This is a genomic window from Shewanella sp. BF02_Schw (assembly GCF_014596695.2).
Lineage (GTDB): Bacteria > Pseudomonadota > Gammaproteobacteria > Enterobacterales > Shewanellaceae > Shewanella.
Genome location: NZ_JABKAW020000008.1, coordinates 157,740 through 178,545, shown reverse-complemented (window position 1 = coordinate 178,545; position 20,806 = coordinate 157,740). Strand labels below are relative to the sequence as shown.

19 protein-coding genes are annotated in these 20,806 nt (G+C 40.3%); 11 read left to right on the top strand and 8 right to left on the bottom strand.

Annotation, left to right across the window (positions count from 1 at the left end; translation table 11 throughout):
• Positions 1-20 precede the first annotated feature (20 nt).
• Positions 21-371 (top strand): VOC family protein, encoded by a 351-nt coding sequence (locus tag HNW13_RS21705; RefSeq protein WP_192116126.1) that lies wholly within the window; start codon positions 21-23, stop codon positions 369-371.
• Positions 352-549 (top strand): DUF1289 domain-containing protein, encoded by a 198-nt coding sequence (locus HNW13_RS21700; protein WP_192116125.1) that lies wholly within the window; start codon positions 352-354, stop codon positions 547-549. Before HNW13_RS21705 ends, HNW13_RS21700 begins: the two co-directional genes overlap by 20 nt.
• A gap of 47 nt (positions 550-596) precedes the next feature.
• On the opposite strand, the gene HNW13_RS21695 is transcribed toward HNW13_RS21700, so the two are convergent.
• Both HNW13_RS21695 and asnB read right to left on the bottom strand, forming a co-directional pair.
• The gene (locus tag HNW13_RS21695; protein ID WP_192116124.1) at positions 597-1,112 is read right to left on the bottom strand and encodes a GNAT family N-acetyltransferase; all 516 of its coding nucleotides are present in this window, start codon (positions 1,110-1,112) and stop codon (positions 597-599) included.
• Between the two features lie 119 nt (positions 1,113-1,231).
• A complete protein-coding gene (gene asnB / locus HNW13_RS21690; RefSeq protein ID WP_162022843.1) occupies positions 1,232-2,896 on the bottom strand; it encodes an asparagine synthase B in 1,665 nt (554 codons plus the stop codon).
• A gap of 635 nt (positions 2,897-3,531) precedes the next feature.
• On the opposite strand from asnB, the gene HNW13_RS21685 reads away from it, so the two are divergent.
• The gene (locus tag HNW13_RS21685) at positions 3,532-3,933 is read left to right on the top strand and encodes an ACT domain-containing protein (protein WP_192116123.1); all 402 of its coding nucleotides are present in this window, start codon (positions 3,532-3,534) and stop codon (positions 3,931-3,933) included.
• A gap of 142 nt (positions 3,934-4,075) precedes the next feature.
• Here the strand turns inward: HNW13_RS21685 and HNW13_RS21680 are convergent, their stop codons facing one another.
• Positions 4,076-5,734 (bottom strand): M28 family metallopeptidase, encoded by a 1,659-nt coding sequence (locus tag HNW13_RS21680; RefSeq protein WP_192116122.1) that lies wholly within the window; start codon positions 5,732-5,734, stop codon positions 4,076-4,078.
• Positions 5,735-5,892: 158 nt separating this feature from the next.
• The gene (locus tag HNW13_RS21675) at positions 5,893-6,639 is read right to left on the bottom strand and encodes an HAD-IIA family hydrolase (protein WP_011637074.1); all 747 of its coding nucleotides are present in this window, start codon (positions 6,637-6,639) and stop codon (positions 5,893-5,895) included.
• Positions 6,640-7,260: 621 nt separating this feature from the next.
• On the opposite strand from HNW13_RS21675, the gene HNW13_RS21670 reads away from it, so the two are divergent.
• From HNW13_RS21670 to HNW13_RS21655, 4 genes are all read left to right on the top strand, one after another.
• Entirely contained in the window at positions 7,261-8,937 is a 1,677-nt protein-coding gene (locus tag HNW13_RS21670; RefSeq protein WP_192116121.1) for an AMP-binding protein, read from the top strand.
• 948 nt (positions 8,938-9,885) lie between these two features.
• Positions 9,886-10,608 carry a hypothetical protein gene (locus tag HNW13_RS21665; RefSeq protein ID WP_192116120.1) on the top strand — a complete coding sequence of 241 codons (723 nt, stop codon included), beginning with the start codon at positions 9,886-9,888 and terminating at the stop codon, positions 10,606-10,608.
• The gene (locus HNW13_RS21660) at positions 10,609-11,511 is read left to right on the top strand and encodes a radical SAM protein (RefSeq protein ID WP_192116119.1); all 903 of its coding nucleotides are present in this window, start codon (positions 10,609-10,611) and stop codon (positions 11,509-11,511) included.
• 198 nt (positions 11,512-11,709) lie between these two features.
• Positions 11,710-11,919: a hypothetical protein gene (locus HNW13_RS21655; protein WP_192116118.1), complete on the top strand. Its 210-nt coding sequence runs from the start codon at positions 11,710-11,712 to the stop codon at positions 11,917-11,919.
• Between the two features lie 295 nt (positions 11,920-12,214).
• Here HNW13_RS21655 and HNW13_RS21650 read toward each other — a convergent pair whose 3' ends face one another.
• Positions 12,215-13,342, bottom strand: a complete 1,128-nt coding sequence (locus tag HNW13_RS21650) for a zinc-binding dehydrogenase (protein ID WP_192116117.1) — start codon at positions 13,340-13,342, stop codon at positions 12,215-12,217.
• Between the two features lie 142 nt (positions 13,343-13,484).
• Entirely contained in the window at positions 13,485-14,159 is a 675-nt protein-coding gene (locus HNW13_RS21645; protein WP_192116116.1) for a glutathione S-transferase family protein, read from the bottom strand.
• A gap of 221 nt (positions 14,160-14,380) precedes the next feature.
• Here HNW13_RS21645 and HNW13_RS21640 point away from each other — a divergent pair, with 221 nt between their 5' ends.
• From HNW13_RS21640 to HNW13_RS21625, 4 genes are all read left to right on the top strand, one after another.
• On the top strand, positions 14,381-15,292 hold the full coding sequence (locus tag HNW13_RS21640; protein WP_192116115.1) for a LysR family transcriptional regulator: 912 nt from the start codon (positions 14,381-14,383) through the stop codon (positions 15,290-15,292).
• 437 nt (positions 15,293-15,729) lie between these two features.
• Positions 15,730-16,152, top strand: a complete 423-nt coding sequence (locus HNW13_RS21635; protein ID WP_101087523.1) for a hypothetical protein — start codon at positions 15,730-15,732, stop codon at positions 16,150-16,152.
• Positions 16,153-16,365: 213 nt separating this feature from the next.
• Positions 16,366-17,373 carry a prolyl oligopeptidase family serine peptidase gene (locus tag HNW13_RS21630; protein WP_192116114.1) on the top strand — a complete coding sequence of 336 codons (1,008 nt, stop codon included), beginning with the start codon at positions 16,366-16,368 and terminating at the stop codon, positions 17,371-17,373.
• 145 nt (positions 17,374-17,518) lie between these two features.
• Positions 17,519-18,379 carry a hypothetical protein gene (locus HNW13_RS21625; RefSeq protein ID WP_101087524.1) on the top strand — a complete coding sequence of 287 codons (861 nt, stop codon included), beginning with the start codon at positions 17,519-17,521 and terminating at the stop codon, positions 18,377-18,379.
• A 655-nt stretch (positions 18,380-19,034) separates the two neighbouring features.
• Here the strand turns inward: HNW13_RS21625 and HNW13_RS21620 are convergent.
• Both HNW13_RS21620 and HNW13_RS21615 read right to left on the bottom strand, forming a co-directional pair.
• Positions 19,035-19,460, bottom strand: coding sequence for a hypothetical protein (locus tag HNW13_RS21620; RefSeq protein WP_192116113.1), 426 nt, complete (start codon positions 19,458-19,460; stop codon positions 19,035-19,037).
• A 67-nt stretch (positions 19,461-19,527) separates the two neighbouring features.
• Entirely contained in the window at positions 19,528-20,718 is a 1,191-nt protein-coding gene (locus HNW13_RS21615; protein WP_192116112.1) for a cystathionine beta-lyase, read from the bottom strand.
• Positions 20,719-20,806 lie beyond the last annotated feature (88 nt).

Below are 20,806 nucleotides of genomic sequence, written 5' to 3'. Positions count from 1 at the left end.
ACAGAGTAATAGAGGTGAGAATGAGTCAACATCATAGTATTAATTATTTAGAAATACCCGTGAAAGACCTCATCGCAACCAAAGCCTTTTTTACTCAGGTTTTTGGTTGGCAGTTTCAAGACTATGGTCCTCAATACAGTTGTTTTTTGCAGGTCGGAATTGATGGTGGCTTTTATCAAGCAGACTCTCAATTCACCTTAGCAAACGGCAGTCCGTTAATTGTGCTTTATAGCCAAGATTTAGCCGTTACAGAAGCCAAAATCATTCAAGTTGGCGGACACATCACCAAAGCAATATTCAGCTTTCCGGGCGGTAGACGTTTCCATTTTACCGACGTTAATGGTAACGAATATGCCGTCTGGTCAGAATAACGACAATCAAATTGCCTCACCTTGTGTGAGGCAATGTTGTTTAGATCAACAGGATATCTGTTTAGGTTGCCATCGCTCGCTCGATGAGATTCTGGCTTGGCATACAATGGACCAACAACAAAAAAGCGCATTGCTGGAAACGTTACAACAACGCGCTATCGCGCGTAAAAAACGCTAGTAGGCCGCTAATCTATAATTGTTGAGCGCTACAAATATCGTATTGAGCTACACCGCAGTTGGGTTGGTTCTCGGTTCTGTATCGGTTCTAAATAAGCTAAACCCGCGAGCTTGATAGTTTTGTAAAGCGCTTGGATGATCTAATGAGCAAGTATGCACCCAAACTCGGCGGGTGTTAGGTAGCGACCACGCTTGTTCAATAGCTTGAGTCAGTAAATAGCCGCCAAAGCCTTTACCGATAAAGCGTTCGCCTAAACCAAAATACATAATCTCGACAGTCGCGTCACCTTGTTGCTGCAACTCAAAGTAACCCGCTGGTGCACCGTCTTTATAGGCCACAAACAAATGCAAATTATCCGCTTCGCTGTATTCCTGCCATTGGCTATCGGACAAGGCTAATTTATCTGTCCACTCCCACGCAGCACCCACAAATTGATATAAAAAACGATTGAATTGATATTGTTTTATTTTCACCTCAACCACGGTTAAGCCGTTGGCATCATGTTTAGGTTTTAATTGACTGCGGTCGGTCATCTCAAGATTAAAAATGCTGATGTCTGTCATGGAGAACCTTATTATTATGTATGAAACGAAAAATATCATTATCTTACAAGATGGCGCCAAACAAAAACACCACCCAAAAGGTGGTGTTTACAATTGTACTGTTCACATAGAGCTAATGATTAATACGCGCTAGCATGAACGTTTTTAACTGCACGGCCCGATGGGTCGTTAAGTCCTTGTAAACTTACATCCCACAATAGTGCTTCAGGGGTTGAACAGGCAACTGTTTTTCCACCTGGCACTGTTTCAGCGGCACTGGCTAATGGGAAAAACTCTTCAAAGAAGCTGCGGTAAAAATAGGCTTCTTTCGACTCTGGGGTGTTGTATGGGAAACGGAATTTTGCGTTAGCAAATTGCACGTCATCTACGTTTTCTGCCGCATGAGCTTTTAAGCCATCAATCCACGAGTAACCTACGCCGTCACTGAACTGCTCTTTTTGGCGCCATACCACCTCTTTTGGTAATTTGTGCTCAAACGCTTGACGTAAAATGTGCTTCTCGATACGACCATCTTTAGACATCTTCGCTTCAGGGTTAATGCGCATTGCTACGTCAATAAACTCTTTATCTAAGAAAGGCACACGTGCTTCAAGTCCCCATGCTGCCATAGCTTTGTTGGCACGCAAGCAATCAAATAAATGCAGCTTATCAAGCTTACGGACTAATTCTTCATGGAACGCTTGGGCGTTAGGCGCTTTATGGAAATACAGGTAGCCACCAAATAGTTCGTCAGCACCTTCGCCAGACAACACCATTTTAATGCCCATGGCTTTAATTTTACGTGCCATTAAATACATTGGCGTAGCGGCACGGATAGTGGTTACGTCGTACGTTTCTAAGTGATAAATCACTTCTTTAATTGCATCTAAGCCTTCTTGGAAGGTATACACAATAGGGTGATGAATGGTGCCAATGGCATCGGCCACTTTTTGCGCTGCGACTAAATCTGGAGACTCAGCTAACCCTACGGCAAATGAATGCAGTTGTGGCCACCATGCGCCGGTTTCGCCGTCGTTTTCAATACGGTGTTTTGCATATGTTTGTGTAATGGCAGAAATCACTGATGAATCTAGGCCACCAGACAATAATACGCCGTAAGGAACATCAGACATTAACTGGCGTTTTACCGCAGCTTCTAATGCTTCACGTAATTCTTCAATGCTAGCTGGGTTATCTTTAACGGCATCAAAATCGCGCCATTCACGGTGATAATACTGTGTCGGTTTACCGTCTGCAGAATATAAATACTGTCCTGGGTAAAACTCAGCAACTGTTTTACACACTGGCATTAATGCTTTCATTTCAGAAGCAACGTAGAAGTTACCAGATGCATCTAGACCTGTATAAAGTGGGATAATGCCCATGTGGTCGCGACCGATTAAGTAAGTGCCTTTGGCTTTGTCATACAGTACGAATGCGAAGATACCGTTCAGTTTGTCTAAAAAGTCACAACCGTATTCTTGGTACAGTGATAAGATCACTTCGCAATCTGAGTTAGTTTGATACTGGTATTTGTCACCTAGCTGAGCTTTTAACTGCTTGTGGTTATAAATTTCACCGTTTACGGCTAATACTATGTTGCCATCAAGGCTGATAAGTGGCTGCGCTCCGTGGTCAACGTCAACAATCGATAAACGTTCATGAGCTAAAATGGCTTTGTCATCAGCATATATGCCAGACCAATCTGGGCCGCGGTGACGCAGCAGTTTTGACATTTCTAACGCCACTTGGCGAAGTTTGCTTGCATCAGTTTTGATGTCTAAAATTGAAAATATTGAACACATAATACGGCTCCAGCAGCGTTGGCTAATCTTTATCTGGTTCCTACTTTGCCAGCATTTTGGTTAACTGCCAAGCTTGTTTTTTGAGATAACATCATAAATATAGCTATTTTAATGATTTTATCTCTTTTAAATATCTTTTTGTTTGAGTAATGTTTTGTTAAATGTCATTTTTATTGAGATATCTTTATTTTTATCGTGATTATGGCTATTTTTTTTAAGATTTCATAATCCAATACCACTAAAAGCCATAATTGCACTAATGCTGTGCGTATGATGTTTATTTGAACAAAAGTGGTGCTTAATGGTCATTTAACGCCTTTAACGTAGCCATAATCGTGCCTACGTGGCATGTTGATGCGCGATAATGGGGCTTCAATTCACTCGGTGATAGTCAACCAAGCAGCGCTAAACTTGTTAAGTGTTTTAATACTGGATAGGGTTATGTTGATCACTTCTGTTAGTCACTTCTGTTAGTCACTTCTGTTAGTCACTTATATGGGTCACTTATGTGTGGCAGGCAGCAAAGCTGCATTTACGTTAAGCCACATTTTATTAAGGCTGGCGCTTTTTATTGCAACACAAGACCTTGATCCATAAAATCGCTTTATAACGGAAACATATTTAAGGAAAAAAGTATGGTAGGTGAAACAAATTTAACGGCATTACTTGCATCGATGTCACCGGTATTATTAGATGACGAATACGTTTTTTGCTCAGTGCCGGGCGGCCAATATGGCGATTATCAAACTTTATCGCCACTCGCGATGTTTCGCGAATCTGAAGGGCTGACATTAGTATTAACCAAAGCGGCTGCTATAGAGGGCGGCTTGTCTTTTGAATCAGTATTTAAAGGCATTACCTTAACGGTACACTCTAGTCTGGATGCCGTTGGTTTAACGGCTGCAGTGGCCAATAAACTCACCGAAAAAGGCATTAGCGCTAATGTTATTGCCGCTTATTATCATGACCATATTTTTGTGCAAACAGAAAAGGCGGCTTTAGCCATCGAAGCGCTAAATGAATTTAGTAAAGTGTAAGTCAGGTTATCTAAAGGCTTAAATCAGATACTCATGACACAAAGCTTAATGACATAAATGCTAATAGCCAAATACCAATAAAAAAGCCCATCAAATACATGATGGGCCAATCCTTGGGGGGAAGGAATAGGGTAGTGCTGTACTAATCTGCAGGACGTAATTGATTAAATTCAGAACCGGCAAAGTATCCTGGCCAATCTTGGTTATTACCTAACTCTGCCGCAGCTTGGTAATACACGCCTAAATCTTGTAATGAACCGGATAAATCCCATTCAGGACGATAATGATCGCAAACGTTATGGTAACAACCCTTCATTTTGACCAGCATTGCCGTTTTGTATTGTGCGGTAGCTTCATCGAGCGGTTCGTTACCACCACCGGCAAATACTGCTGGCACGCCTAATTTAGCAAAGCTGAAGTGATCTGAACGGAAAAAGCCGCCTGATGCAGGGTTTAGCTCACCTTGGCTGGTACGATTTTGTTTAGCGACAGCGCGGTCTAAATAGTTTTCTAACTCAGACTGGCCTTTACCGACAATCGTGTAATCTTTGGTTTTACCATAAATATTGGTGCTGTCGAGGTTAAATACAGCCACGGTTTTATCAATTGGATAAATTGGGTTTGCAGCATAATAACGTGAGCCTAATAAGCCTTGTTCTTCACCAGTAGTGGCAATAAAGGTTAATGAACGGGCTAAGCCATGCCCTTGTTTAGCTTGCTGGGCAAACTGGCGGGCAATTTCTAAAATACCGGCGGTACCAGTGGCATTATCTAACGCACCATTATAAATTTGGTCGCCGTCTTTGGTTTCATCGGTACCGATATGATCCCAATGGGCAGTAAATAAAATCTGCTCATCAGCTTGTTTGCTGCCAGCTAATGTTGCAACCACATTATAACTGTCGGCATATTCCGCTTTATTGGCAAATTCAATGCTGGCTGTTTGGGCTAAATCGACATTGAGTGAATTGGTAGCGGCGCGATCCATTAATGACGTTAATGACAAGCCCGCTTTATCGAATAAGGCCGTAGCACTGTCTAAGGTTAACCAACCTTCAACTTGGACCCGCTGATCTTGTTCTGCTTTGCTTTGAACTAAATCTTGTTGAGCACCGGTCCAGCTGTTTTCAACTACCGACCAAGGGTAAGAGGCAGGTTCGGTATCATGAATAATAATTGCGCCTAACGCGCCTTGGCGACTGGCTTCTTCAAATTTATAGCTCCAACGACCATAGTAAGTCATCGCCTTACCATTAAACTTGGCACCTTCAGGATGTGCAAAGCCTGGGTCATTGACTAAAATGATGGCAATTTTGCCTTTCATGTTGAGGTCTTGGTAATCATTCCAGCCATATTCAGGCGCATTAATACCGTAACCTACAAACACTAATGGCGCATCTTTAATACTCACCTGGCTACTATCGTGACGACTGCTTAACACGATATCTTGGCGGTACTGTAAATCCAACCCAGCTAAAGTAACCTGCTGTTGTTCGCTAGCGGTGTAGCTCACCATTGGAACCGGTTGCAAAAAACTGCCTTTATAAGCGCCTTTAAGCCCCATTTGGGTGAAAGCGGCAGACAAATACTCTATGGTGAGCTTTTCGCCTTGGGTTGTTGGCGCGCGACCTTCAAACTTATCCGACGATAATGTTTCAATATCGGTTCTAAAGCGTTGGTCGTCAAAGGTTACCGCAGTCGCTTTAGCCGGAATAATATCGTCGGTTGCAGCGTGTTTAGCATCATCGCCGTTACATGCTGACAGTAAGGCAATGGCGCAAAAAGGAAACAATCGTTTCATGCTATGTCCTGTTATTGTTATTCGTTTTTATTTCAGACAAGCATAATGAAGCAAGCCAGTGCTTGAAAACAAGTTCACTGGCTTGGAATTGTGTTACCTAATGTAAATTGTGTCTTGGGTGCTCAGCTTATTAACTGGCGGACATTAACTGGTGCTAATTAAACGACGTCGATATCGCCAGCGCAGGCAAACACATGATTTGGTCTGAAAGGTTCTTTGTCTATATCACTCATTTGGCTTACGCCAGTCGTCACCAGAATCGTTTCCAGGCCCGCTTGGAAGCCAGCCAGAATATCGGTGCGCATGTTATCGCCAATAATAACGGTGTTTTCAGAATGTCCCTGTATATGATTCAACGCCGAGCGGATAATCCACGAGCTAGGCTTACCCACATAAAATGGCATCTTACCTGTGATACGCTCAATGGCTGCACATAATGCGCCACATGCTGGGCTAAATGCAGGGCCGTGGGTGTCTGGGTTGGTGGCAATAAAGCGTGCACCGCCAGCAACAAAACGAGATGCTTTATGGATCATATCCCAGTTGTAAGAGCGGGTTTCACCGACAATGACAAAGTCTGGATTAATATCCGTTATGGTGAAACCGGCATTGTAAAGTTCGTGTGTCAGTGCACCTTCGCCAATTACATAGGCTTTATTGCCGGTTTGGTGTTTTAGAAAGTCTGCCGTAGCCATGGCTGAAGTATAAAAACAGGTTTCTGGTACATTAATACCTGCAGCGCCAAGACGATTTTGTAAGTCTTTACCAGTTTGAACGGGATAATTAGTGAGGATAACCAGCGGATTACCTTGTTCAAGTACGCGGTGAATAAACTTGTCGCTTCCAGGGATTAGCTTGTTGTCATGCAGTAGCACACCATCAATATCGCAAATAATATTTTTCATTCAGTAATTTCTTCCTTCAAATACAACCTGCTTACATCTAATGCTAATTCAATTCAGAAAACAACGATTAAATATAAAAAATGCCTGTTAGGTGATTGATTTACTCTTTGAGAGTTGGAGATATTGATTGCAGGTTGCAGGTTGCAGGTTGCAGGTTGCAGGTTGAGGAGTAGGGGATATTGATTATAGCGTTTGTTGTTGTCGATATGGCTGCGGCCACTAACGTCCTGGCGCGTCACACCAGATCAAGAGAAACGGCCCAGCCACCCCGCAACATTTTCTCTATTGACTTAAACAACAGATACGAAAAAGTCGCCATGGGAATTTATCACGCTTTTTAGTTCATGTGTCTGACTAACGAAGCTTTCTTTAATAACAAACCCTGATACATGTATGTGCCACAGTAGAAACTGTCATGATAATGCAGTAGCTGAATGCTTTTTCCATTGTTGAAGAAAGATAGAGTGAAGCGGAAAAACGATAAAAGCAGGGATGAGTCACACTCCGAGAGATTAACTACTGATAACCCCCTAGAACAGTAGTTAATTCATTGAATTCAGTCTATTATTTTTATACTGATTAGGTAAATTAATTTACAATAGTGATGTTTAAACAACATTAATGATGGCTATAATGACAAATGATAAACCGTGGCTAACACAATATCCTGAGGATGTGCCCGCAACAATAGATTCAAGTATGTATAACAATATCAATGATTTGTTTAAAGAGTCTTTTAGTGTGCATGCTAAAAAAGCAGCATATATTAATATGGGACATAGCTTATCCTACCAAGATCTCGAAAGTAAAAGTAACGCTTTTGCTGCTTATCTACAATCTGAACTAAAAATGAAAAAAGGCGAACGAATCGCCTTGATGATGCCTAATTTATTGCAATATCCCATCACTATTTTAGGAGCATTAAAAGCAGGACTCATTATTGTCAATGTTAATCCACTTTATACCCCTCGAGAATTAAAACACCAATTACGAGACTCAGGGGCCAGTGCTATTGTTGCCGTAACAAATTTTGGTAATAACCTTCAGCAAATACTGCATGAGACTAATATTAAGCATGTTATGTTAACCAAAATCGGCGATGAGTTAGCGATGCATAAGCGTACATTGGTTAACTTTCTTATCAAACATGTCAAAAAAATAGTGCCTAAATATCATATTCCCGACGCTATTTCATTGCGTAGAGCGTTAACCGAAGGCAAGAAACTTCCCTTTATTGATCCCCAAATAACAGTAGATGATTTAGCATACCTCCAATATACAGGTGGAACGACGGGTCCTGCGAAAGGGGCAATGCTGACTCATAGTAATATTATTTCTAATGTTCTACAGGTTCATGCTCATTTTAGCCCAAGAACCTTATATGATAAGGAATATGCAGTAACCCCACTTCCGCTTTATCATATTTTCGCCAACTCAGTGAGTATGATGTTTATGCTCTTTCTCGGTGCAACGAATCTACTCATTACCAACCCAAGAGATATAGATGGTTTCGTAGCAGATTTAAGTAAATATCCATTCACAATGGTTTTTGGTTTAAATACACTTTTTAATGGCCTAAACAATCATGCTGGTTTTCAGAAATTAGATTTTAGTCACGCTCGTTTTACTATTGCAGGTGGAATGCCGACGCAGAAACATATTGCTGACCGTTGGCAACAGCTCACTGGAATGCCTGTCATAGAAGGTTATGGCTTAACTGAATGTTCCCCAGTAGTCGCAGCAGGTACTCATCAACAACAATCATTTATTTCTTCAATTGGTGTCCCTTTACCCAGCACTGAACTCCGTATCGTTAATGATGAAAATGAACCTTTAGGTCCTAACCAAATTGGTGAAATTCAAATTAGAGGGCCCCAAGTGATGAAAGGCTATTGGCAACAAGAAGCCGAAACCAATACTGTAATGCATGTAGGAGGGTGGTTAAGCTCTGGCGATATAGGAAGAATGGATGACGATGGGATTTTTTATATTGAAGACCGTAAAAAAGATATGATTCTAGTATCGGGATTTAATGTTTTTCCAACTGAAATTGAAGAAGTTGCAACACTTCACCCTCACATCATCGAAGCTGCGGCCATTGGCATTCCTGATGACGTCACAGGAGAAATAGTTAAATTATTTATTGTACGCAAAGGTAATGTGACCGTTGATGAAATAAAAAAACATTGTAGAAAATATCTTACCGGTTATAAAAACCCAAGGATAATTGAATTTAGAGATGAATTGCCAAAATCAAATGTTGGCAAGATCTTACGTCGAGAATTGCGAGATTCATAGGCGCTATTACTAACGTGCTAAGGATAATCAACATATTTGGTATTGATATGAGGCGCAGCCGAACAAATTCGACGAAACCTCATTCTCATGCTGACTGTGATTTCCGTCAACGGCCATTTCAGCAATTTGGTGCGAGAAAGGCCATGTGAGCTTCACGCATTCTTGTATAAAGAGTTTTCAACGGCCTCAAGTTCAGAGTTGAATCACACCTTTTGAAAGTAAAATCTTTAACTTATGTATGCCCCAAAGTTGGTTAGGCTATGGCCTGTGGCCACTAACGTCGTGGCGCTTCGCCCACACCAGAGCAAATGGGTAAAGCGCTTGTACCCCTTTGCAAACCCTCAGCGTTCCGGCAATATTTTCTGAACAGCGAAAATGTCGCAACGGAAATTAATCGAGCTTTTGGCCTCGTTTAAATCCTTCTTCGGTCAACTCTTTATAGTAAAGAATGAAAATGCTAACGCTTCCGATGGTACATCCTGTACCGCGAAAGCTAAGCTCACATCCATGTGAGCTTCACGGTATTTTCTTCAACGGCCTCAATGTATTGAATACTGGAAATTTTAGAGTAAATCTTGGATGATATTAATCAACAACTCAAACAGTTGGCTTTTTCGGTCGAGCTGTTGAATGTAACAGTTACGAGAAGCCAAATGAGGCTTCAATTGGGGGGAGGTAATCCTCATTGAAACAGTTAGGCTTAAAGATGTAAGATAGAAAAATATGATGAAAAGGAATTTCAATGAAAAACATACCTACTATTCGATATCCATTACCCCCAAACTGCCCTGTAGTCCATAATCAGCATCAAAAAAGGCAAATTCCTATGGAATCAAGCATGCCAATTAATTTTAACTAGGCATCGGCCAAGTCCAACAAGCGATTTATGCGTCGCAAACCGCGTAACGCATAAATACTAAAATGTTATGTTTTTAATGAGATGTACCTATGATTAGCGCTAAAACTCGAGAACGCTGGAACACGAAAACAATAATGATGATTACATTTCTTGTATCTGTAATTTTAATTGGCAGCTCTATGTTTTTCCCACCAGAATATAATGACTGGAAGAATATTCAAATTAGTGTCGCTTGTTCAATACTAGCTAGTAATCTAATTATGTACTTAACATCAGAATTCATGTTGAGAAGTAAAAGAAGAACAGACCTTATTGATAAATGGGGGGTTGAAGCGATTTATAAAACTAGAGCTGAAATGAATTTTTCTACAAATACTGCATTATCAAAATGTAAAGATGAAATAGAAATAATAGCATTTGGATTGAAAGGCTTTCGTGAAACACAAACAGAAGAAATTAAAAGGTTAATTAGCAAAAAAGTAACTATCAAAATTTTAACTTTAAATCCAGAATCCCAAACACTTGATTTAGTTGATGAACGTGAAGGTCAAATAAATGGAGCAACAAAAAAATCCGTACAAGATTTAGTTATTTGGTGTGATGAATTAAATAAATGCAAAAAAAAACCATGTGTAGAGCTAAAATTCTATGACGGTTTACCGTTAGATTTTTATTTTAGAGTAGATGATCATGTTTATATTGGCCCGTACCTTAGAGGAATATCAAGTCAGCAAACGATTTCTTATGAGTTCACATTTGGTGAAGGCTATAAATACTGGTCTAAGTATTTTAAAACTCAGTGGAATACATAAATGCAGAGGAAGCCTGATTACGAAAACGGACGCTTTTTTATTAGTCCGATATTAGGGTGCAATGCAAGGTGCTCATTTTGCTATATTTACTCAAAAGGTTATGAAACTAAGATATCTAACAATGAATTTGGTCTAGAGAAAACTATAAGTTTTTTAAGATCACATGACAAATTCAAATCTGGTAAGGACGGTTCGATTATATCAATTGGAGCTTGGGGCGACCCTTTTCCTCGTTACAAAAAATCTGCCTGTATTCATACATTAAGCTGGTTAAGTGAATTAACTAAGTTGCAAAATCCAATTCAAATAATGAGCCGTTACGAACTAACAGATGACACTGTCGATGAAATTGCTAATTGTAATATCTATCAAGGACAAATACTGTATTCAACTTCATTGAGTTCCTTTGATAGGTTCAAAGAAATAGAGCCTTTTGCAGATAAACCAGAACTTAGATTGAGTAGCGTACAAAAATTAAGAGCTAAGGGTATATCTACAAACGTAATGATCAAACCCTTTCTGGCAGGTATTACAGATGTTGAAATTAACAAATTTATTGAGGTGTTTAATCTATTTGAAATCAAACATTGTGTTGTAGGAGATCTACTTGTAGACGATAGGATTAAAAAGGAACTTCTAAAGCTAGATAACGCCACTTTAAAAATTGAAGTAAACGGAAATAAACAGATTTTAGATTGTACTACTGGTGAATCTTTTGAAATAAATATTTCCAATAAAATGTTAGAGTTTTCATCTGTGCTGGAAAGATCAGGCATCATGGTATTTAGGAAGTCTAGTTGCGTAAATTCATTTATTCTTAATAGGCAAAATCCAGCGAATTATATAAATGAAGATCCTAATGGTTACTGTATTAAATGCGGCGTATGCAATGAAACGCAGTGAGATTTAAAGTGTAACTAAAACAGATGCTTAAGTTTGCATTGACTCCGCATTGTCACCACAAATGTTACTCTGTTTTACGCGGTATTACTGACAGCGTTACTGTATATAAGATGGGCATGCTTTCCATAATTCGAATGAATTTAGTGGGTCAGGGTAAAACACTTTTGTCCATAAATGAGCCAGAAGCCATGATTTAAAATGGATAAATTCAACTCTGAACTTGAGGCCGTTGAAAAAAATAGCGTGAGCCTGACAGGACGTCAGGCTAGCTTTCGCGGTACAGGATGTACCATCGAAAGTGTTAGCATTTTCACTCTTTATTACAAGATGGGCCGAAGATGGTTACATACGCTGTCAGAAGCTCGATCAATTTCCGTCGCAATTTTTTCGCTGCTGTTGTTTGGTTAAAAAGCGAAAATGTTGCCGGAACGGCAGGGGTGATCCAAGAGGGGATTGCTGTTGATCCCCTTTTGGTCCGTGCAGGGTGGAACCTTGCGATCTTAATTCAAACGAAGTTTGATAAATCGGGTGTGGGCGACGCGCCACGACGTTAGTGGCCGCAGGCCATAAACAAGATAACATGGCCACCCACGATTGTTGCTATGATGAACAGGCAAATAAAAAGCAGATACTATAATCAGTATCTGCTTTTTATTGCTTTAAAAAATCAATCGCTTAAGCTGTTACGACCTTTGAGGGTTAACTACTTTTGCGGTGTGATTAAGTACTTCTCACCAGTAGCATGTTTAGAATAACCCGCTATCGATTTTAATTGTAATACCTCAGCCAATGAAACTTCATGGGTGTAGTGGCTAGCAAATGTGGTGGTGATTTCATCTGCAACACGTTTACGCATCGCCATAACCGTTTTAGTGCCTAACTTGGCTAGCGCATTGAATAATAAGAAGCCATTAACACCCCAAGCAAAACCAAAGTTACGGTTAAGCGTAATAGGACCACGGTCTAATGCGCCATAAATATAAGCTTGCTTGAAAGTGTCAGAACCATAAACGCTGTGTTCTTTCATATCGCGCGATGCAGCCACTTCCATACAGTTAAGAATGTCACTGGTTAATTTACCGCCACCAATTGGGTCAAACGCAATCGTTGCACCTGTTTCAATAATTGCTGCGGTTAAGTCAGCTAGGAAAGTATCACTGCTTGAGTTAACAACGTATTTTGCGCCCATGTCACGTAATAACGTTTCTTGTTCCTCTTTACGGACGATGTTAATTAAATCGACGCCATCGGCAATACAAATACGGTTTAACATTTGGCCAAGATTAGACGCAGCTGCTGCATGAATAATGGCTTTATGGCCTTCAGCACGCATTGTTTCGACCATTGCTAATGCTGTAAGCGGATTAACAAAAGAAGATGCACCTTCTTTAGCGGTAGTGCCTTGTTTCAATTCTAGGCAGCTTTGCACATTGGCACAGAGGTACTGACGATACGTTCCACCGCCAATGACAGCAACGGTTTTACCCATTAATGCTTGCGCTGCAGGCGATGAACCCGCTGCGACAACGGTACCTGCACCTTCATTACCCACAGGAATGGCTTTACCGACTCGGGTTTTAACCGCTGACATAAATTTAGCCGGAACATCGGCAACAATAGTTGGGCTTTGTTCATTGCCTGCTTGTGTCGCAGTAGTCATATCTGCAGCGCTGAACAGAACGGCTAAATCAGACGGATTTAATGGCGCAGCTTCAATGCGAATAACCACTTCATCGGCACCTGGTTGTGGCATGTCGATGTTTTTTAACGCAAGCGTTAATTTATTGTCTTCGCTGATCAATGAAGTCAGTTGGATATTGGTATCTGTCATTGGGATTCTCTCCTGCAAAATAATTAATTCATTGAGCCAATCACTTTATGGTATTGGCTATTTCTGTTTGTAATTGAATTCAAGTCAAACGTCAGTATTGATTGTTTTTATCGCTAATATCATTTCGTATAAATAAGTATTATCAAGCGTTCGCCGCTTGGATTTGAGCTTTCACCTTTAGCATAAATTCGGGCATGTTTGCTAGTCGATCGGATTCCACCTGTTGGGCAATAACCGTTTGGCTCATGGCATCGTTCCACTGTTTCATGCCCGGTATTTCAGCCAGTACATCCCAGTTAAGCTGGCTAGCGCCAAACGCGCTGACAATGGTGTTGACGTAATAAACGTAGATATCTGCCATGGTGAATTGTTCGCCGGCAATCCAAGGTGAAAACTGACACAAACGACTTAAGCCGGTAATGCCACGGGTTAACACTTGGCGGACCTCAGCGTTAACCGATTCAGGAACTTCGGTGCCTGAAAACGCATAAGGTATTAGTCGTCTGCTTGGCAGTTCAAAATAAAGCTCTGCCATTTTCATAATTTGACGCACAACTGCACGCTCTCCGGCATTTTCAGGGTATAGCGACGTTGCAGGGTAAGTCTCTTCGATAAAGTCGCAAATGACACTCGACTCTGAAATATTCAGTCCTTCAGTCGTTGTGATAGCAGGTACTTTGCCAGCTGGACTGACTTTCAGTAACTCGTCACTACCACCGTAAATAAGGTTTTCTTGGAATGGCAGTTGTTTGTACAGCAGTACATGTTTCACTAGGTTGTAATAGTTGCTAGCAGCAAAACCGTGCAAAGTAATCATAAGTCAGTTTCCATCATTTACGTGAAGGCTGGTGCTAATTGCCGAAAAATGCAATTAACACCTCTGTTTTTAACACGCGGCAACAGGGTTAAGGTTGCAATGTTTAAGTTAACTGTATTATTACCTGTTTTAATTTGTTTATATATAAGGGAAAATGCTAATCACTATTGCTTTTAAGACAACAATAAAGCCAAAGCACTCAGATTTAATGGAGAAGTAAGTTGGATCAACTACGTGCAATGCGGTATTTCAGTAAGGTAGTAGAAACGGGCAGCTTTACCAAAGCGGCGAGTGCGTTTAATGTGCCGCCATCATCCTTGTCTAGACGAGTTGCTGATTTAGAAAAGAGTTTGGGGGCGACCTTGTTAAAGCGTTCGACCCGAATCGTTAAACTAACCGAAGTGGGGCAAATTTATTATAACGATGTACAGCAAATATTGAATCAACTAGCGCAAAGTAATGAAACGGTTCGTAGTTACCAAACAACGCCAATGGGGCGTTTACGGATCAGTTCGATGGTGGGTTTTGGTGAAAAGATATTACTGCCGTTGTTAGATGAATTTAGCGCGTTATACCCTCAAATTGTTTTAGATGTCAGTTTAAGCGACGAGTTATCAACACTCGGACGTGACGATGTCGATATTGCTATTCGCGGTGGTTACGCGCCCAATGAGCGCGTGTTAGCAATAAGACTGATGGACAATGGCTTTATTCCTGTGGCGTCACCAAGTTACATAGAGAAACACGGTATACCTAACAATGCGATGGAATTAACGCAACATAATGGCCTGTATTTTAAAGCGCCAACAGGTCCAACGCCTTGGTTATGTAATATGAACGGTCAATGGCATGACGTTTCAGGGCCGGCGGTGGCGATTTCAAATAACGGTCCCTGGCTGGCGAAAAAGGCTTGTGATGGGGAAGGTATCTTAATGTCAACTCGATGGGCGTTAGCGTCTTATCTTGAGTTTGGTAAATTGCTAGAACTTAAGTTTGAGCATGAGTTAGCTATCACTCAACATTCTGATATGGCGGTTTACTTGCTGTATCAAAAACAGCGCTACTTAGTCCCAAAAGTAAAAGCGGCAGTAGACTTTTTAGTGGAAAGAATAAAAGTAACAAATGATCGTTAGAAAGCGCCATTCTCTTTCGTGGTGCCGTGGAGCTTCATTTCTGATACTTACTTGTTTTTGTCATTATGACTTTCAACTTAAATATTCCCTTTGAAGCAAATTAAATAATCTGTAATGGTCAAGTATTTCTGGAGAGATTTTAAGCCGTTTTTATTCAATATTTTATGCCGCTCATTTCCTACTATTTGGGTGTCAAAGTACTGCAATACGGTCTCCCAAGATTGCTCGGTAAATAAAGCAGAGTTTATTTACTCTTTCAAAATAATGATTAAAGATGGCCAGACCAAGATAAACTATCGTTAGTCTAGAAGGCATGCCTTACTTTAATAGTGTCGGAAGCTATCGCACTTCAAGCTAAAGAAGTGATGTTAATTAATTATAGGTAGGGAGTTGTCCGAGGTTGGATAATAAGCGATTAACTGTAAAAGGAGCTCGTCATGCAGTATAAAAACACTCAGCTTGGAATCGCGATGCTTTCAGTTATGGGAATTGTAACATTAGTGCTTATCTTTGCTTCGGCAACTCAACCTACCGAACCGATCGGATTTGCGTATTTAATTGTAGGTGTGGTTTCAATTCTTTTTTCAGCATTAACAATCAAAGTTGAAGATGGGAAAGTTAAATGGTTTTTTGGTCCAAAATTTTGGAATAAATCAATAAAAATATCTGAAATTGAGTCGACACAAGAGATAAGAACCAAATGGTACTATGGGCTCGGCATCCGGTTAATCTCAACTGGATGGTTATATAACGTTTCTGGTCTAACGGCTGTTGAATTAAAACTTAAAGATGGCACAACGGTTTGTCTGGGTACAAACGATCCAGAAAATCTAATAAAGGCTATTAAGCAAAGTAGCTGACTTGTGTTCGTTCATTGCAAGTTTGAGTCAACTATTTTCCGCCTTTTACTGTGCTCGTTATGTAGTGGTCACTACAGAACGTACAGCTTCAAAACTGGAATCCAAGTTAAATTTTCATAGACAAAATTAACACTTGAATTCGGGGAGTATGCAGCGATTGGATAGAGTCTATAAATTCAAAATTAGTAATATAGTCATAATATAAGGAAATTTATGAAATATTTAGGGTTGATATTTTTATCAATTATAAGCACGACCCTTGGCGCCAACGAAGTTGATCAAAATGGCAAGATATACAATCAGAGGGATTGTTTCTCAGGACCATTTACCAGTTATGATAATTGGATAAATTTCATGGAGAGAAAATTTTCTAGAAAGATTAAAAATCCCGAGTTATTAAAAAATAAAATGGATGGCTTCAAGAAGCAATTTGATAAGGATGAATTTAATACCTACAGCAACAACCTTTCATGTACTAATTTTACATACAATGTCGACGGGACTGATGTTCTTGGTTTTGTCATCAAACCTAAAGAGTCAACTACTGACCTACCTGTAATAGTTTACAATAGGGGCGGGAATGGTAATTTCGGTGGCGTTGTATTTGGTGCAATGATGAACAATCTTTTTCCTATAGCCAATAAGGGATTTGTGATCGTAGGTAGCCAGTATCGAGGCACATTTGGTTCACCAGATAAAGGTGAACAAGATCAATTTGGTGGTTCTGATGTTCAAGATGTTGTTGAACTAGTGAATCTGATTGGAGAGTTTGACGGAGCTGATACAAGTAAAATAGGTATGCTTGGAGCTAGTAGAGGTGGCATGCAATCATTTCTTGCTCTAAAACAACTTGATAATATAAAAGCAGTTGCAACGATTGCACTAAATGCCGATCTAAATGCAGATCTAGCAACGCGACCTGAAATGGAAAAAGTATATAAACACCGAATTCCAGATTACAAAGGAAACGAAAACAAAAAACTCGCTGAAAGGTCAGTTATCAATTGGGTGGACAAACTCCCTTCTGGTGTTCCAATTTTATTAATTCATGGCGAAAATGATGATCGAGTCTCTGCTTCTCACTCTAAAACATTTGCAAAAGCACTAAAAGAAACTGAGATTGAGCATAAATTAGTAATTTATGATGATAATCACTTCATTTCATCTAACACCGCAAAAGCTCACAATGAGATTACCAAATGGTTTACAGAAAACATGTAAAATCGCAATGATCAATATGGTGTTAATGGGTAATTCCCCTAAAAATAGGATTTTTATTAATAACTTGCTATTGTTTCACTAGGTTTTAAGGTTCCTTTAATCGCTTATTTTAAAGGTACGTTTTTATAGAAAATGTGGATAGCAAATGATTGATGCGGTTTGTACTTATGGTGGGCAAAAGCACACTTTTTCAATTTTGAAATTTCAGGCGTTAACTGAAACAGAAATTGAAAAGTTTAGGCAATTTTTACAATGCCCTGAGTGCAAAGGAAAAGCTTACTATCGTAAGAGAAGCTCAGACGGTAAAGCGGCGTGTTTTGGCTCTCGATATCATGTTGCAGAATGCGATGAAGGTCATTTTTCAACTCAACGAGACCGAGAGAATCGGCATAGCGTAGAAGTGAATAAAGTCATTTCCGATGCTGATATTATTAGCATTGATTTCATGTTATCAAACACCAAAAAGCCAGTTACAGAGGTGCAAACTGTTGCCTCTACATCAAGCCTCACCTCAAGCAGCCTCCCAAAAATCGATAATGCCAGTCGTAAACACAATGGCAACAATGAACAAACCAAGGTCAAAGTGCTAGGGCTGGAGAAAATACTCAATAGCCTAATGCGTGGTAGCGACTTAGCTGAGTCGAGTACTTTGATTGAGCTTGATACGGGTTATAAATTCAAAGCGAAGAATTTATTTGTTAACTTTGCCGAGGCTGAGCCAAGCGATAATGCTAAACAGGCAAAGCCTAAAATGTACTGGGGTACGATTTCGCATCTAGACAAAGAACTTGATTGGTTAAATCCATCTGATTGTACTGATGTTGGCATTCCTATCTCTAAATTTAAATCGGCAATATTAGAACGTTTCAATGTATCGGAAGGGCGTCAGTTAGAAGGTGCGGGGATTATTTTGTTTGGAAAATGTTTTTGGAACTCAAAGAAGACACGCAAGATAATTGAACTGTGGAATGCAGACAGAATTTTCATATCAGTACTTGAAGACTAATGTGCAATAAGCCGTTTAGCCATTAAAGGCATACAGGCTTATATCACAATATGTTGTTTACAAAATTGAAGCAGCTTTTTGATAAATGGCATGTTTGGTTTTACAGTCGTGTTTGCTGCGCTTTTGCTATTGGATTGACCTTTGAGTCGATCTTCTCTTATTTTACGCCGATCATCGGCACGGTTCGCGACTTCAGCGAACTGTTGTCGTTGTGCCAATGTCATGCTTGCCATAAAGCTCCGAAAGGGAACTTTGGGCGTGGCAGCGGCTAGGTTAGTTTTTGGTGTGCTACACATAGTTAAACTCTAGTTGGCAAATACTGGTGTACTTAATAAGACCGACAAGAGTGAGATAACATTTCATTTGTGGCGTAATTTACATTTTGCGGGCGATATCATCGCATGAGCACGCTCAGATATTTATCACTTCTATAATTCCCTAAAGTATGTTTTGAACAACTGTTTTGCTAAATGATTGCTAATAGTTTTGGCAACTATTGACTAAACGTTTGGTAAACTGCTTAGTCTTTGTTTTTATAGCTATTATTGATAATAAAAGCCCTGAGACGATAACGGCTCAGGGCTTAGATTGTTTGTCTTCTTACTAGCAATATATGTTCAACTTGTTTTTGTTTAGCGCTCAAATTCGGGTTCTGTTAAATACGTGCCATACGCTTAAGCAGTAACAACCACAGTATAGGTAGCAGTAAGATATAGAAAAATAGCACTTTCGCACCGATATCACCGTAGAACAAGGTGTTGTTTACAAACCTTACAATACCCATAGGATCCCATGGCATGTAATGGATATTGCCGTGCAATAAAATGGCACCTAAAACCATAATAGTGATGGCTATCCATTGTCTTGCTGGCTCGTAACTTCTCACTAGAAACGCAGGGATTAACGCGGCTAAGCCGATACCAACAAAGTTCTGTGCAAGGTGAGCCAGTATTGGATATTCACTGCTATTAAACCACCACAATAAGTTACCAGCAGCAGACTGGCCAATTGCCACGATAGTTAATGCATAATAGCCAATGCTAATGCACAGGCTGAGTATGACTAATTTGATGATATTCATTTATTCCCTTATTGTTTGAACATTCCATTAACGTTTTTTGCAAAACGTTTCAGCAGCTGAGTAGAGGCTACTTTTGTAGTATTGCATTATATCGGCTAAATGCCGCATCGAGATCGGCAATTAAATCGTCGGCATCTTCAAGTCCAATGTGTAAGCGTATTAATGGTTTGCTGCTGTCCCATTGAGTAGCGGTACGGATATTGTTAATACCGAATACCCCTAAAATTAAGCTTTCGAAACCGCCCCATGAAAAGCCCATTTTAAAATGGTCCATGTTTTCAACAAAAGCAGTGACTGACGCTAAGTCGCCTTGCTTGAGAACAAACGAGAACAAACCATTACCGCCGCTAAAGTCGCGCTTAAAAAACTCGTGACCAGGGCAAGTATCGAACGCCGGATGACGGACATGATCCACTTCTGCACGAGTCGCCAACCAATTAGCCACTTTTAAGGCATTTTTATTATGCTGTGCCATACGCACCCCTAAGGTACGTAAGCCTCGCGCGGCTAAATACACGTCATCAGGCGAGGTGGTTTGGCCCATTAAGTAACTATTTTCGCGCAGTTGTTCCCAATGTTGTTCATTGGCAGTAGCCGTACCCATCATCACATCAGAATGGCCGACAATGTATTTGGTGGCAGCTTGAATAGAGATGTCGACCCCCATATCAAATGGGCGAGAATTAATCGGTGATGCCCAGGTATTATCCAGCATTACAATGACATCATGTTCGTGAGCGATACGGCTAAGCGTCGGTACATCTTGCACTTCCATGGTGATAGAACCTGGTGATTCTAAAAATAACACCTTGGTATTAGGACGAATTAGCTCACGAATGCCTGCACCAATCATTGGGTCGTAATAGGTGGTTTCGATACCAAAACCTGCTAGCATTTTATTGCATAAATCGCGGGTTGGTTCATAGGCGGTGTCGACCATTAATAAATGGTCGCCACTTTTTAAAAATGATAATAAAGCGCTGCTGATCGCGCCCGCACCAGAAGGGTATAACGCCGTGCCAGCGCCACCTTCAAGTTCGCATATGGCTTGTTGAAATGAAAAATGGGTTGGGGTGCCGCGACGACCGTAAAACATTTCACCGTTGGTTTTGTTTTTAATCGCAAAACGCATCTCATCCATGGTGTCGAATACCACTGTTGATGCTCTAAATACTGGCGGATTAATAATGCCTTTAGTGAACTTTTTGTCGCGGCCAACGCTAACAATTTGGGTGGCCAGTTTATCGTCTTTGCTCATGTTGTTATTTCCATTATGTGTAGAGTCCATGGTTTATGTTTTAGCTAATGTTTATTAGCAAATATCAATGACATGGATAAATGCGCTA